This is a genomic window from Alloalcanivorax marinus, from assembly GCF_016906305.1.
GTDB lineage: Bacteria > Pseudomonadota > Gammaproteobacteria > Pseudomonadales > Alcanivoracaceae > Alloalcanivorax > Alloalcanivorax marinus.
The window spans coordinates 25,302-39,328 of sequence record NZ_JADDOL010000009.1 but is presented as its reverse complement, the minus strand read 5'-3'; the positions used below and the strand labels follow the sequence as shown (position 1 = coordinate 39,328).

General features: G+C 68.6%; 12 protein-coding genes. All 12 read left to right on the top strand.

Annotated features, from left to right (window positions below; genetic code table 11):
* Positions 1-331: 331 nt before the first annotated feature.
* The 12 genes from IM760_RS09530 to IM760_RS09475 are packed head-to-tail and all read left to right on the top strand — an operon-like array spanning position 332 to position 14,026.
* The gene (locus IM760_RS09530) at positions 332-2,437 is read left to right on the top strand and encodes a catalase (protein ID WP_204428659.1); all 2,106 of its coding nucleotides are present in this window, start codon (positions 332-334) and stop codon (positions 2,435-2,437) included.
* Between the two features lie 3 nt (positions 2,438-2,440).
* Positions 2,441-3,106: a cytochrome c3 family protein gene (locus IM760_RS09525; RefSeq protein ID WP_204428657.1), complete on the top strand. Its 666-nt coding sequence runs from the start codon at positions 2,441-2,443 to the stop codon at positions 3,104-3,106.
* On the top strand, positions 3,094-6,081 hold the full coding sequence (locus tag IM760_RS09520) for a TAT-variant-translocated molybdopterin oxidoreductase (protein WP_204428656.1): 2,988 nt from the start codon (positions 3,094-3,096) through the stop codon (positions 6,079-6,081). Before IM760_RS09525 ends, IM760_RS09520 begins: the two co-directional genes overlap by 13 nt.
* Positions 6,078-7,430, top strand: a complete 1,353-nt coding sequence (gene nrfD / locus IM760_RS09515) for an NrfD/PsrC family molybdoenzyme membrane anchor subunit (RefSeq protein ID WP_204428650.1) — start codon at positions 6,078-6,080, stop codon at positions 7,428-7,430. Before IM760_RS09520 ends, nrfD begins: the two co-directional genes overlap by 4 nt.
* Positions 7,423-7,953: a DUF3341 domain-containing protein gene (locus IM760_RS09510; protein WP_204428646.1), complete on the top strand. Its 531-nt coding sequence runs from the start codon at positions 7,423-7,425 to the stop codon at positions 7,951-7,953. Before nrfD ends, IM760_RS09510 begins: the two co-directional genes overlap by 8 nt.
* The gene (locus IM760_RS09505) at positions 7,950-8,516 is read left to right on the top strand and encodes a c-type cytochrome (protein ID WP_204428644.1); all 567 of its coding nucleotides are present in this window, start codon (positions 7,950-7,952) and stop codon (positions 8,514-8,516) included. Before IM760_RS09510 ends, IM760_RS09505 begins: the two co-directional genes overlap by 4 nt.
* A complete protein-coding gene (locus IM760_RS09500; protein ID WP_204428642.1) occupies positions 8,513-9,574 on the top strand; it encodes a hypothetical protein in 1,062 nt (353 codons plus the stop codon). Before IM760_RS09505 ends, IM760_RS09500 begins: the two co-directional genes overlap by 4 nt.
* Complete coding sequence (locus tag IM760_RS09495; RefSeq protein WP_204428640.1) at positions 9,571-9,939, top strand: hypothetical protein; 369 nt, start codon at positions 9,571-9,573, stop codon at positions 9,937-9,939. Before IM760_RS09500 ends, IM760_RS09495 begins: the two co-directional genes overlap by 4 nt.
* Entirely contained in the window at positions 9,932-10,765 is an 834-nt protein-coding gene (locus IM760_RS09490; RefSeq protein WP_204428638.1) for an SCO family protein, read from the top strand. The genes IM760_RS09495 and IM760_RS09490 overlap by 8 nt, the downstream gene beginning before the upstream one ends.
* A gap of 3 nt (positions 10,766-10,768) precedes the next feature.
* Positions 10,769-11,776 carry a cytochrome c oxidase subunit II gene (gene coxB, locus IM760_RS09485; RefSeq protein ID WP_204428636.1) on the top strand — a complete coding sequence of 336 codons (1,008 nt, stop codon included), beginning with the start codon at positions 10,769-10,771 and terminating at the stop codon, positions 11,774-11,776.
* Positions 11,773-13,386: a cytochrome c oxidase subunit I gene (gene ctaD, locus IM760_RS09480; protein WP_204428634.1), complete on the top strand. Its 1,614-nt coding sequence runs from the start codon at positions 11,773-11,775 to the stop codon at positions 13,384-13,386. Before coxB ends, ctaD begins: the two co-directional genes overlap by 4 nt.
* Positions 13,370-14,026 (top strand): cytochrome c oxidase subunit 3, encoded by a 657-nt coding sequence (locus tag IM760_RS09475; protein ID WP_204428633.1) that lies wholly within the window; start codon positions 13,370-13,372, stop codon positions 14,024-14,026. The genes ctaD and IM760_RS09475 overlap by 17 nt, the downstream gene beginning before the upstream one ends.
* The last annotated feature ends 1 nt before the right edge of the window (position 14,027 follow it).

Below are 14,027 nucleotides of genomic sequence, written 5' to 3'. Positions count from 1 at the left end.
TGCCCCCGTTGTAACGCGCCCGTCATTCAGAGACCAGCGATGTACCCGGCCAAACAGCGTTTTTTTAGTTTTTTACGTTCCACTCCGGAAATCGTCCTTCGCGGCAAAAGCGCGCCCGACCGTAGGGGAAAACCCGTACGGAAAGCGGCTTTTTATTCCTCGGCGCGATGAAAAAGCGCTTTAAAAAAACGTAAGGAAATCAAAAAACGGATCGCGGCCGGCCCGGCGTGTCCTGATCGTCCGTGAGCGGCTTGTGAAAGCCGCTGGCGCGGCCCTAGGCTGTCCACACCCAAGGATCGGTAATGGCAAGCAACCCGCAGCAGGAGGCAGCATGGCCAGGAAGTCAGCCCAGTCCGAATTAAAAGCCGCCAAACTCGGCGATCAGAAAATACAGCGCGGCCACGGCGGCGAAACCCATCAGGTCCAGACCGGCGACACCCCGCCCCTCACCACCCGCCAGGGCGTGCCGGTGGCCGACAACCAGAACTCGCTGCGCATTGGCGAACGGGGCCCCGGCGCCCTGGAAGATTTCCATTTTCGCGAGAAGCTGTTCCATTTCGATCACGAACGCATTCCCGAGCGGGTGGTGCATGCCCGCGGCTTCGGCGCCCATGGCTTTTTCGAATGCTACGAATCGCTGAGCGACATCACCCGCGCCGATCCCTTTCAAAAGAAGGGCCAGCGCACCCCGGCGTTTGTCCGTTTCTCCACCGTGGCCGGCAACAAGGGCTCCGGCGACCTGGCCCGTGACGTACGCGGCTTCGCCGTCAAACTCTATACCCAGGAAGGCAACTGGGATCTGGTGGGCAACAACATCCCGGTGTTCTTTATCCAGGATGCCATCAAGTTTCCCGACCTGATCCATGCCGCCAAGCAGGAACCGGACCGGGGCTTTCCCCAGGCGCAGACCGCCCATGACAATTTCTGGGATTTCATGTCGCTGACCCCGGAAAGCATGAACATGGCCATGTGGATCATGTCCGATCGGACCATCCCCCGCGCCTTCCGTTTCATGGAGGGGTTCGGCGTGCACACCTTCCGGCTGGTCAACGCGGACGGCGAGTCCCGCTTCGTGAAGTTCCACTGGAAACCGAAGCTGGGGCTGCAGTCGGTGGTCTGGAACGAAGCGCTGAAAATCAACGGCGCGGACCCGGACTTCCACCGCCGCGACCTGTGGGGCGCCATCGAAGCCGGCGACTACCCGGAATGGGAGCTGGGCCTGCAGATCTTCGACGAAGCGTTCGCGGACCGTTTCGAATTCGACGTGCTGGACCCCACCAAGATCATTCCGGAAGAGCAGGTGCCGATCACGCCGGTGGGCCGGTTGGTGCTGGACCGGAACGTGGACAATTTCTTCCAGGAAACCGAGCAGGTGGCGTTCTGCACCCAGAACGTGGTGCCGGGCATCGACTTCACCAACGACCCGCTGCTGCAGGGGCGCAACTTTTCCTACCTGGATACCCAGCTCAAGCGGCTGGGCGGGCCCAACTTCACCGACATTCCGGTGAACGCGCCGCAGTGCCCGTTCCACACCCTGATGCAGGACGGCCACATGTCCATGCACAACCCCAAGGGCCGCGCCAACTACGAGCCTAATTCCTGGGACCGGGAGGCGGCCGGCCCACGGGAGGATCCGGACCGGGGCTACCACAGCTTTCCCGCCGAGGAGGCCGGCGCCAAGCGGCGGCTGCGCCCGGAAAGCTTCGCCGATCATTACAGCCAGGCGCGCCAGTTCTATCTCAGCCAGACCGAGGTGGAGCAGGGCCACATCATCGATGCCTTCGTGTTTGAACTGAGCAAGGTGGAAACGCCGCCGATCCGCGCCCGCATCGTTTCCCACCTGCGCAACATCGACGGCGGCCTGGCACAGGGCGTGGCCAACGGGCTGCGCATCGACCCGCTGCCGGAGCCGGCGGAAGCCGCCCAGCCCACCCGCGAGGATCTGCCCCGCTCCACGCCGCTGAGCATCGTGCTCAATCAGCCGGGCCGTTTCACCGGCCGCAAGCTGGGCGTGCTGGTCAGCGACGGCGCCGACAGCAAGATCCTCACCGCCCTGGAAAAGGCCGCTCTGGCGGAAGGGGCCCGGGTGGCCTACGTGGCGCCCGCCATCGGCGGGGTCCGCACCAGCGACGGCGACTGGCTGGAAGCGGACGAGAAAATCGACGGCGGTCCCTCGGTGCTGTTCGACGCGGTGGCCCTGGTGGTCAGCGAGGACGGTGCCCGCGAGCTGGCCGGCCTGCCGCCGGCCCGGGATTTCGTCAGCGACGCCCTGGCCCACAAGAAGTACATCGGCTTCACCAGCGCGGCGGTGCCGCTGCTGGATCTGTCCGGCCCGGACGGCGCCGGCACCCAGGGGGTGCTGCCGCTGGACGACGCCGCCGACGCCGGCCGCTTCCTGGAGGCCTGCGGGGCGCTGCGCTGCTGGGACCGGGCCTGACCGATGCCGCAGATATTCAGGCCCGGGGCCAATGCCCTGACCTGGATGGTGCTGGCGCTGGCGGCGCTGCTGCTGGTGGCCCTGGTGGTGGTGGCGGCGGGCTATTACCGCTCGCCCTACTACAGCCAGATCGGCGACCGGCCGGCGCAGCCGGTGCCGTTCAGCCATAAGCACCATGTGGGTGAGCTGGGCCTGGATTGTCGTTATTGCCACACCGGCGTGACGCAAAGCGATTTCGCCGGCGTGCCGGAAAGCGAGATCTGCATGACCTGCCACTCCCAGCTGTGGACCGATGCGGAGATGCTGGCGCCGGTGCGCGACAGCCTGCGCGACGGCGAGCCCCTGCACTGGCAGCGGGTTCACGACCTGCCCGACTACGTGCGCTTCAGCCACAGTGGCCACGTCAACCACGGGGTGCCCTGCGAGGCCTGCCACGGTCGTGTGGACCGGGAGCCGCTGACCACCAAGCGGGAAACCCTGTTCATGCAATTCTGCCTGGACTGCCACCGCAACCCGGGGCCGCGACTGCGGCCGCCCCGGGCGGTGTTCGAAATGGGCTGGGCGCCGGAGGCCGGCACCGACCGGGACGCCCTGGGCGATCGCCTGATGGCCCGCTACCACACGCCTTCCACGGACCGGCTCACGGACTGCAGCCTATGTCATCAATGATCGCCCGGGAGAACGACGCGGAAGTCGCCGCCCTGCGCCGGGCCCTGGGGCAACGGCGCGGTCGCGATTACTGGCGCAGCCTGGAGGAGTTCGCCGACACCCCGGCGTTTCAGCGCCTGATCGAGGAAGACTTCCCGCGTCTGGCGCCGCTCTGGGAGGGCCGCGTCACCCGGCGCGGCCTGCTCGGGCTGATGGCCGCCTCCCTGGCCCTGGGCGGCCTCACCGCCTGCGGCCCGCAGCCTCCGGAACAGATCGCGCCCTACACCCGGCGCCCGGAGGACCTGCTGCCCGGCCGGCCACGCTGGTACGCCTCCACCCTGCCCCTGGACGGCTACGCCCGCGGGGTGCTGGTGAAAACCTTCGAGGGCCGGCCGGTGAAGATCGAGGGCAATCCGGAACACCCGGCCAGCCTGGGCGCCACCGACAGCATCGCCCAGGCGGAGCTGCTCGGCCTCTATGACCCGGACCGCTCCCGCACGATCCGCTACCGGGGCAGCGCCAGCAGCCAGGGCGCCTTTCTCGAACAGCTGGACCGCCGGCGCTCGCGCTGGGCGCGGGAGGGCGGCCTGTGCCTGCTCACCGGCCCGCTCACCTCGCCCAGCCAGCGGGCGCTGATCGAGCGGCTGCGCCGCCGCTACCCGGGGCTGCGCTGGTACCGCCACGCGCCGCTGGACGGCGCCGGCGACCCGGATCCGCGGCCGGCGGTGCGCTACCGGCTGGACCGGGCCCGGGTGATTCTCGACCTGGACGCGGACTGTCTGGACCAGGGCCCGGCCAAGCTGGTGCACGCCCGCCATGTCATGGGCCGGCGCCACCCGGACCCGCAACGCCAGGACCACGGCCTGCCCAACCGCCTTTACTGCGTGGAAAGTACCCCCTCGGTCACCGGCGCCAGCAGTGACCATCGGCTGCCGCTGGCGGCGCCGGACGTGCCGCTATTCGCCGCCGCCCTGGGCCGGCGCCTGGGCGTGCCGGGGCTGGCCGCCGCCGATGACCCCGCCGGGGTGGACCCGGCCTGGCTGGACGCACTGGCCGACGACCTGCGCCAGGCCGGCGACGGCGCCGCGGTGATTCCCGGCCGTGCCCAGTCCGCCGACCTGCACCGCCTGGCCCTGGCCCTCAACCAGCAACTGGGCGCGGTGGGCCACACCGTGCTGCCGGCGCCGCCACTGACGCCGGCGGACGGCGATCTGCCGGCGTTGGCGCAAGCCATCGACCAGGGCCGGGTGGACGGTCTGCTGATGCTCGACACCAACCCGGTGTACAGCGCCCCGGGGGCGCTGGAGTTCGCCGACCGGCTGGCGCGGGTGCCGTTCAGCGTGCACCTGGGGCAGTACCACGACGAAACCGGGCGCGCCGCTCTCTGGCACCTGCCCGCCGCCCACCCCCTGGAACGCTGGGACGACGCCCGCGCCTTCGACGGCACCGCCAGCGTGCTGCAGCCCACCATCGTGCCGCTGTTCGGCGGCTTCAGCGCCCAGCAGGTGCTGGCCGCCTTCGACGGCGACTACCGCGCCGACGCCCGCGAGCTGGTGCGCGCCCACTGGCGCCGCCAGTGGCCGGACGACGACTTCGAAGGCCGCTGGCGGGCGGCCCTGCAGCGTGGCTGGATCGAGGAAGCGCCCGCCGCGCCGGCGGCCCTGCCGATGCCGACGGACCTCACCGTGCCGGTGGCCGCCGATGACGGCCTGGTGCTGCAGTGGCGGGCGGACCCGGCGCTGCACGACGGCCACTACGCCAACAACGGCTGGCTGCAGGAGCTGCCGCGTCCGCTCACCAAACTGACCTGGGACGGCGCCGCGCTGATCGCCCCGGCGCTGGCCGCGGAGAAGGGCCTGCGGCGGGGCCAGCACGTGATCCTGGAGCGCAACGGCCGGCGTCTGGAAGTGCCGGTGTGGATCCAGCCCGGCCAGCCGCCCCGGGCGGTGACCCTGTATCTGGGCCAGGGGCGCACGGCGGTGGGCCGGGTGGGCGACGGCGTCGGCGTCAACGCCTATCGCCTGATGCCGGCCTCCGGCGCCCTGCAGGCCGGTGGCCTGACCCTGCTGCGCACCGACCGGTTCAGCGAGCTGGCCGATACCCAGCAGCATCACCGGGTGGAAGGCCGCGACGTGCTCAAGGAAACCGACCTGGACGGGTTCCTGGAGGACCCGGCGTTCGCCCGGCCGGCGCACCCGGAGCCGCCCCCGTCCCTGTACCCGGAGTGGGACTATCCGGGCCACGCCTGGGGCATGAGCATCAATCTGAACAGCTGCACCGGTTGCAACGCCTGCGTCACCGCCTGCCAGGCGGAGAACAACATTCCCATCGTCGGCGCCGAGGAGGTGCGGCGCGGTCACGAGATGCACTGGATTCGCGTGGACCGCTATTTTCAGGGCCCCGCCGAGGCGCCGGAAACGCGCTTCCAGCCGGTGCCCTGCATGCACTGTGAAAAAGCGCCCTGCGAATACGTGTGCCCGGTGGAAGCCACCCAGCACAACAGCGAGGGCCTCAACGACATGGTCTACAACCGCTGCGTGGGCACCCGCTACTGTTCACAGAACTGCCCCTACAAGGTACGGCGCTTCAACTGGTACCACTACACCGACACCGCCGCCAAACTGGCCACCCCGGCGGCGGCCCACAACCCGGACGTGACGGTGCGCAGCCGGGGCGTGATGGAAAAATGCACCTACTGCGTGCAGCGCATCAATCAGGCGGAAGCGGACGCCCGCAACGCGGGCCGGCCGCTGCGCGACGGCGAACTGAAAACCGCCTGCCAGCAGGTCTGCCCCACCGGCGCCATCGAATTCGGCGACCTCAACGATCCGCGCAGCGCCGTATCCCGGGCCAAGGCCAGCGTGCTCGATTACGCCATGCTCGGCGAACTCAACACCCGGCCGCGCACCACCTACCAGGCGGAAGTGCGCAATCCCAACCCGGCGATCCGCGAACACCGCGACCCCGCATCGGACGACCCGGAGGCCCCGGCATGAGCGCCCGCGACGACGGGCTGGTGCCGGACCTGGGCCGGGGCGCCCTCACCGACCGGGTGCGCGCCACGGTGCTGGGCCGGCGCACGCCCCGGTCCTGGTTTCTGGCCCTGGGGCTGGCGACGCTGGTGTCGCTGCTGTTTCTGCTCGGCGTGGTGTACGTGCTCAGCGTCGGCGTGGGCGCCTTCGGCCTGAACATTCCGGTGGCCTGGGGCTTCCCGATCATCAATACCATCTGGTGGATCGGCATCGCCCACGCCGGCACCCTGATCTCGGCGGTGCTGTGGCTGACCCGCCAGGACTGGCGCGCCTCCATCAGCCGCTCGGCGGAGGCCATGGCCATGTTCGCCATCGTGCTGGCCGGCAGCTATCCGCTGCTGCATCTGGGGCGTCCCTGGCTGGCCTACTATCTGCTGCCCTACCCCAACCTGATGGACCTGTGGCCCCAGTGGCGCAGCCCGCTGGTGTGGGATTTCTTCGCCATCGCCAGCTACCTGCTGTTCACCGCCAGTTTTCTGTATCTGAGCCTGCTGCCGGACCTGGCCAGCCTGCGTGACGGCGCGCGGCGGCGCTTCCAGCAGCTGTTCTACGGCGTGCTGGCCCTGGGCTGGCGCAACTCGGCCCGGCACTGGGCCCGCTACGAACAGGCCCACCGGGTGCTGGCGGTGATCGCCGCGCCCATCGTGGTATCGGTGACCGGCACCATCTCCCTGGACCTGGCGGTGAGCATCGTCCCCGGCTTCCACTTCACCATTTTTCCGCCCTACTTCGTGGCCGGCGCGCTCTATTCCGGCTTCGCCACCGTGGCCATCATCGCCATTATTCTGCGCGGCCTGTTCGGGTTCCGGGATCTGATTACCCGCGCCCATCTCAACCGGCTGGGCATCATGATGCTGTGCTTCGTGCTGGTGGTGGACTACGCCTACCTGCAGGAAATCTTCACCGCCTTCTACACCGGCGAGGCCTTTTATCGCGGCGTCTATTTCGACCGCTGGACCGGCCCCTACGCGCCCTACTACTGGGGCATGATTCTGTGCAACGTGGTGCTGGCCCAGGGGCTGTGGTTCCGCCGTCTGCGCGAAAGCGTGCCCGGGCTGCTGTGTCTGGCGGTGATCGCCGATATCGGCATGTGGCTGGAGCGCTTTCAGATCGTCATCACCAGCACCCACAAGGACTACATGCCCAGCGCCTGGGACACGGTGCGGCCCACCGCCTGGGACTGGCTCACCTACGCCGGCTCCATCGGCGTGTTCTTCGTGCTGCTGTTGCTGTTCATCCGCCTGATGCCCTCGGTGTCCATGCACGATATGCGCGCCCTGCTGCACCGGCGCCGGGAGGGCGGCCATGGCTGAACGTCTGCACGGTTTGCTGGCCCGCTTTCCCGACGCCGACCGGCTGATCGCCGCCAGCCGCGACCTGCGCGAGTGCGGCCTGAGCCGGCTGGATGCCTATACGCCTCACCCGGTGGCCGGGCTGCCGGAGGCATTGGGCGTGCGCGACCGGCGGGTGCCGCTGACGGCGTTGATCTGCGCCGTGCTGGCCGGCGCCGGCACCCTGGCGCTACAGATTTACGCGTCCCTCGACTATCCCTTCAATGTGGGCGGCAAACCGGTGGTCAGCTGGCCGGCCTACATGATCGTCACCTTCGCCATGAGCATGGTGGGCGCCACCCTGGGGGCGCTGTTTTCCATGCTGTTGCTGAACGGCTTTCCCCGGCCCTACCACCCGCTGTTCAACGTGGCGGAGTTTGACGCCGCGTCCCGGGACGGCTTTTTCCTCTGCGTGGAAGCGGCGGACCCGCGCTTCGACGCGGAACGACTCAACCAGCGGTTGAAGCAGCACGGCGCCGAACGCGTCTGGGAGGTACCGGCATGAGGCGCGCCGGCCTGGGACGACACGCACTGATGGCCCCGCTGCTGGCCCTGATCCTGGTCGCCTGCGAGCAGCCGGACATGGCCAACCAGCCACGGGTGGATACCTATGAACCGACCCCCGCGTTCAGCGACGGCCGCGCCGCCCGCCCGATTCCGGACGGCACCGTGGCCCGGGACGGCGGCGAGCCGGCGACGATACCGGCGCACAACCCGCTGCCGATCAACCGGGCCACCCTGGACCACGGCCGCCATCAGTTCGAGGTGTTCTGCGCGCCCTGCCATGGCCGCAACGGCAAGGGCCGTGGCGTGATCGTGCAGCGCGGCTTTCCGGCGCCGCCCAGCTACCACAGCGCGCGCCTGCGCGACGCCGACGATGCCCATTTCTACCGGGTGATCCGCGACGGCTACGGGGCCATGTACCCCTATGCCAGCCGGGTGGCGCCGCGCGACCGCTGGGCCATCATCGCCTACATCCGCAGCCTGCAGTTCAGCCAGCACGCGCGTCCGGAGGACGTGCCCGCCGACCGCTGGCCGCTGCCCGCGCCCCGCAAGGTGACGCCATGAGCACGCCCGGACGGTGGCCGACGCTGGCGGTGGCCGGCCTGGGTCTGTGCGCGCTGGCGCCGCTGTTCGGAGTGGACGCCTTTCTGCGCGCCTGGCTGGTGGCGGCGCTGGCCGGCCTGGCGCTGCCGCTGGGCGCGCTGCCGGTGCTGATGACCCACAACCTGACCGGCGGCCGCTGGGGCGAGCCGGCGCGGCCGGTGCTCAAGGCCACCGCCGCCACCCTGCCCTGGACGTTGCTGCTGTTCGTGCCGCTGCTGCTGCTCGCCCCCCGGCTGCTGGTCTGGAGCGGCGACCTGAGCGGACTGCCGGAAACGGTGGCGCACAAGCGCTTCTATCTGAATCTGCCGTTTTTTTACGGCCGGTTCGCGCTGTACGCGTTGGCGTGGCTGTTGCTGGCGGTGCGTCTGGGCGTGTGGCGCGGCGAGCGTCGCCCCACCGGTGCCAGTGCCGGCGGTCTGGTGCTGTGGGCACTGACCGTCACCTTCTTCGCGGTGGACTGGATCATGAGCCTGGAGCCGGCCTGGTACTCCGACATTCTCGGACTGATCGTGATCGGTACTCTGCTGTCCATGGCGCTGACGGTGCCGCTGCTGACACCCGGCCTGTACTCGGACCGGGACCCGGCTCTGGAAAGCGCCCGCCGGGATCTGGTGCATCTGTGGCTGACCGCCATTCTGTTCTGGGTGTTCGTGGCGTTCAGTCAGTATCTGATCATCTGGAGCGGCGACCTGCCCCACGAGATCCGCTGGTATCTGCACCGCGGCCACGGCGGCTGGCAGTGGCTGGCGGCGGCGATGATGGTGCTTTGCGGCGCGCTGCCGTTCGTGGCGCTGCTGCCACCGCACTGGAAGCGGCGCGGGCGCCCCCTGGCGATACTGGCCGCCCTGGTGCTGCTGGGCCATGTGCTGGAGCTGGTGTGGCTGGTGCTGCCCGCCTACTACCCGGAGCAATGGACGCCGGGCTGGCGCACGCCGCTGGCCCTGGCCACGGTGGCCGCATTGCTGGTCTGGCGCATCGGCGCGCGGCTGCCGGCGGACCCGCGGGAGGCAAGACGATGATCCGTGACCCCGGCTACGAAACCCGCGACGTGGCACCCCGGGTGCCGCTGATCGCCGGCCTGGCGGTGGCCGTTTTTCTGCTGCTGGTGCTGGCGCTGATCGCCGCCGGCTTCGCCCTGCGCGGCGGGGGCGGCGGCGCGCCCAGCGTGGGCGGCTTCGCCGAGCTGCCGCTGACCGATGATCGCACGCCCTATCTGCAGGGCGCGCCGGGCCGGGACCTGGCGCGCCTGCGCGCGATCAGCGAAGCGGGGCTGCACGACTACGGCTGGGTGGACCGGGACGCCGGCATCGTGCATCTGCCCATCGAACGGGCCATGGACCTGTACGCGCGCCGTCACGGCGACCGGGAGGCGGACCATGAGTAACCGGTTGTTGCCGTTGCTGCTGGCGGCGCTGTTGCCGCTCTGCCTGCCGGCGGCGGGCGCCCGGGCGGAGACCCGCGAGGCCCGCACCCTGAACAGCGTGGGCGTGGACCAGCGGGTGGGCGAGCGCGTGCCCCTGGACCTGCGGCTGCGCGACCGGCAGGGCCGCACGGTGACCCTGGGCCAACTGCTGGACGGGCGCCCCACCCTGCTGGAGCTGGCCTGGTACGACTGCCCGAACCTGTGCGATCTGTCCCTGCGCCGGCTGGGCAGCCAGCTCTCCGACGTGAAATACCGGCCGGACCGGGACTACCGGGTGATCACCGTGAGCCTGGACCCGGATGAGGGGCCCGCCGACGCCGCCCATGCCGCCGCCATGCTGGATGAGAGCTACCAGGGACCGGCCACCGGCTCGCCCTGGCACGTGCTCACCGGCGACCGGGACGGGATCCGGCGACTGGCCGCAGCCATCGGCTTTCGCTACCAGTACGACGCCGACACCGACCAGTACGCCCATCCGGCCGGCCTGGCGGTGTTGGACGGCGGCGGCCGCATCGCCTCCTATCTGCTGGGCCTGACCTTCTCCGGCCACGATCTGCAGTTGGCCCTGACCCGCGCCGGGGACGGCGAACTGGGCTCGTTCGTCGATCAGATCGCGCTGCGTTGCTTCCATTTCGATCCGCAAAAAGGCGCCTACACCCTGGACGTGCTGCGCGTGCTGAACCTGGCCTGCCTGGTCACCGCGCTGGCGCTGGCGCTGGGGGTGGGCACGCTGATGTGGCGCCGGCGCCGGCACGGACCGGGCCGCGACGACCAGGAGGGCTCCTGAACCATGGCCGCCGATCAAGATCGCTGGCAATTGCTGCTGTTTCCGGATGCCGCCTCCAGCGTGGCCGGCTCCGTGGACACCCTGTTCTGGACCATGGTGGTGGTGTGCGGCCTGATCGTGGTGCTGGTGTTCACCCTGCTGCTGGTGTTTTCGGTGCGCTACCGGGCCGGCGCCCGGGTGGACCGCACCCCGTCGCCGAAGCTGTTCAACAACCGCTGGCTGGAGATCGGCTGGACGCTGCCGGTGCTGGCCGGCTTCCTGGTGTTTTTCGGTTGGGGGGCGGCGCTGTACGTGGACATTTTCGATCCGCCGGCGCGCGCCGGCGAGGACGTGCGCCAGGTCAACGTGATCGGCAAGCAGTGGATGTGGAAATTCCAGCACCCGGAGGGCATCCGTGAGATCAACGACCTGCATCTGCCGGTGGGCCAGACCGTGGAGCTGCGGCTCACTTCCCAGGATGTGATTCACAGCTTCTTCGTGCCGGCCTTCCGTATCAAACAGGACGTGCTGCCCCAGCGCTACACGCGGCTGCGCTTCACGCCGGTGAAGACCGGCCGCTTCGATCTGTTCTGCGCGGAGTATTGCGGCCTGTCCCATTCCGGCATGGTCGGCAAGGTGGTGGTGATGGCGCCGGAGCGGTTCCAGGCCTGGCTGGAGCGCCGCGACCGGGGCGAAAGCCCGGCCCGCGAAGGCGAACGGCTGTTCCGGCAGTACGGGTGCAGCGGCTGCCACGGCGCCGCCTCCCGGGTCGATGCGCCGGATCTGGCCGGTCTGTACGGCAAGCCGGTGCCCCTGGAAAGCGGCGAAACCGTCACCGCCGATGCCCAGTATCTGAGGGACTCGGTGATGTTCCCCAGCCGCCAGGTGGCCGCCGGCTACCCGGACATCATGCCCTCCTTCAAGGACCAGATCAGCGAGGAAGACCTGCTCAAACTGCTTGCCTATCTGCAGTCCCTGGATGAATCGTCCCGGGCCGACGCGCCCCGCCAACAGGAGACCGACGCGCCATGATCCGCGACGCCCGCACCGGCCCCGCGCCACGCCACCATTACCTGAACGCGGGCCACGGCCTGGCCAGCTGGTTCCTGACCAAGGACCACAAGCGTATCGCCTGGCTGTATTTCGTCAGCATCACCGGCTTTTTCTTTCTCGGCGGGCTGGCCGCCACCCTGATCCGGCTGGAACTGATCACGCCCAACGGCGACCTGCTCAGCAGCGATGCCTACAACCGGCTGTTCTCCCTGCACGGCATCGTGATGGTGTGGTTTTTCCTGATTCCGTCGATCCCCACCACCTTCGGCAACTTCCTGCTGCCGTTGATGGTGGGGGCCCGCGACCTGGCCTTTCCGCGCCTGAATCTGCTCAGCTGGTACGTGTATATCATCGGCGGCCTGTTCACCCTGATCGCGGCGGTGGCCGGCGGCATCGACACCGGCTGGACCTTCTACACGCCCTACAGCACCCTGTTCGCCAACGGCGCGGTGCTGGCCGCCGCCACCGGCGTGTTCATCGTCGGCTTCTCCTCGATCCTCACCGGCATCAATTTCATCGTCACCGTGCACACCATGCGCGCGCCCGGGCTCACCTGGTTTCGCCTGCCGCTGTTCGTATGGGCGCAGTACGCCACCAGCCTGGTGATGGTGCTGGCCACGCCGGTGTTGTCGGTGACCCTGGTGCTGCTGGCGGTGGAACGGGTGTTCGGGGTGGGCATCTTCGATCCGTCCCTGGGCGGCGACCCGGTGCTGTTCGAGCATCTGTTCTGGTTCTACTCGCACCCGGCGGTGTACATCATGATCCTGCCGGCCATGGGGGTGGTCAGTGAGGTGGTTTCCTGCTTCGCCCACAAGCGCATTTTCGGCTATCGGGTGATGGCCTTTTCGATCCTCGCCATCGCCCTGTTCGGCTTTCTGGTGTGGGGCCATCACATGTTCGTGTCCGGCCAGTCGATCTATGCCGGGGTGGCGTTCTCGCTGCTCAGCTTTCTGGTCTCGGTGCCCTCGGCGATCAAGATCTTCAACTGGCTGGCCACGCTGTACAAAGGCCGGGTACGGTTCGACGCGCCGATGCTGTTCGCCATGAGTTTTCTCGGCCTGTTTCTGATCGGCGGCCTCACCGGCGTATTCGTGGCCACCCTGGCCCTGGACGTGCAGATGCACGACACCTACTTCGTGGTGGCGCATTTCCACTACATCATGGTGGGCGGCGCGGTGTCCGCCTACATGGCCGCGCTGCATTTCTGGTGGCCCAAGATCACCGGCCGGCTGTACCCGGAAATGTGGGCCCGGGTATCGGCGATCACCGTCTTCGCCGGCTTCAATCTGACCTTTTTCCCGCAGTACATCCTGGGCTGGGCCGGCATGCCCCGCCGCTACCACGCCTACGTGGAAGATTTTCAACTTCTTAACGTGTTTTCTTCCGCCGGAGCGAGCATGCTGGCGGTGGGGTACCTGTTGCCGTTGATTTACCTGCTGTGGTCATTGCGCTATGGCGCCCACGCCAGCGCCAATCCCTGGAACGCGCGGGGCCTGGAATGGACGGTACCGTCACCGCCACCGGAGGAGAATTTCGAGCGCCCGCCACGGGTCGAGCACGAGGCCTACGCCTATGACACGGACGCCTGAACACACCGTGATCGTCGCGCACCAGTTCGAGAATCTGGAGCAGCAGTTCGATGCGGACCTGCTGGGCATGTGGCTGTTCCTGGTCACCGAGGCACTGCTGTTTTCCGGCGCCTTCCTGGCGCTGGCGGTCTATTACCACCAGTACTACGACACCTTTTCCGCCGCCGCCCGCGAGCTGCACTGGCTGCTGGCGGGGGCCAATTCCGTGATTCTGCTGACCAGCGGTCTGGCGGTGGCCCTGGCCGAACAGGCCGCCGATCAGGGCCGGCGCCGGGCGGCGCTGCTCGGCCTGCTGGCCACCATCGCGCTGGGGCTGGTGTTTCTCGCCATCAAGGGCTACGAGTACCACAGCGAATACCAGGCCGGGCTGATGCCGTTTCTGCAGCAGCCGTTCGCCTACGACGGCCCCAACCCGCACAACGCCGCGCTGTTCTACAATTTCTATTTCGTGCTCACCGGCCTGCACGCGGCCCACATGATCATCGGACTGGCGGTGTTGATGGTGATGGCGGTACTGACCTGGCGCTGGCGGGACGGCGCCCGGGTCGCCCGGCAGGTTCGCATCGCCGGGCTTTACTGGGCCTTCGTCGACATTGTCTGGGTGCTGGTCTATTGCTCGCTGTATCTGGTGGGGCGCTGAT

Excerpts from the sequence above, each read along its gene's own strand:
- IM760_RS09510 (WP_204428646.1), top strand. The coding sequence starts at position 7,423 with ATGGCTGAACGTCTGCACGGTTTGCTGGCCCGCTTTCCCGACGCCGAC.
- IM760_RS09500 (WP_204428642.1), top strand. The coding sequence starts at position 8,513 with ATGAGCACGCCCGGACGGTGGCCGACGCTGGCGGTGGCCGGCCTGGGT.
- ctaD (WP_204428634.1), top strand. The coding sequence starts at position 11,773 with ATGATCCGCGACGCCCGCACCGGCCCCGCGCCACGCCACCATTACCTG.
- nrfD (WP_204428650.1), top strand. The coding sequence starts at position 6,078 with ATGAGCGCCCGCGACGACGGGCTGGTGCCGGACCTGGGCCGGGGCGCC.
- IM760_RS09490 (WP_204428638.1), top strand. The coding sequence starts at position 9,932 with ATGAGTAACCGGTTGTTGCCGTTGCTGCTGGCGGCGCTGTTGCCGCTC.
- IM760_RS09520 (WP_204428656.1), top strand. The coding sequence starts at position 3,094 with ATGTCATCAATGATCGCCCGGGAGAACGACGCGGAAGTCGCCGCCCTG.
- IM760_RS09475 (WP_204428633.1), top strand. The coding sequence starts at position 13,370 with ATGACACGGACGCCTGAACACACCGTGATCGTCGCGCACCAGTTCGAG.
- IM760_RS09495 (WP_204428640.1), top strand. The coding sequence starts at position 9,571 with ATGATCCGTGACCCCGGCTACGAAACCCGCGACGTGGCACCCCGGGTG.
- IM760_RS09505 (WP_204428644.1), top strand. The coding sequence starts at position 7,950 with ATGAGGCGCGCCGGCCTGGGACGACACGCACTGATGGCCCCGCTGCTG.
- IM760_RS09530 (WP_204428659.1), top strand. The coding sequence starts at position 332 with ATGGCCAGGAAGTCAGCCCAGTCCGAATTAAAAGCCGCCAAACTCGGC.
- IM760_RS09525 (WP_204428657.1), top strand. The coding sequence starts at position 2,441 with ATGCCGCAGATATTCAGGCCCGGGGCCAATGCCCTGACCTGGATGGTG.
- coxB (WP_204428636.1), top strand. The coding sequence starts at position 10,769 with ATGGCCGCCGATCAAGATCGCTGGCAATTGCTGCTGTTTCCGGATGCC.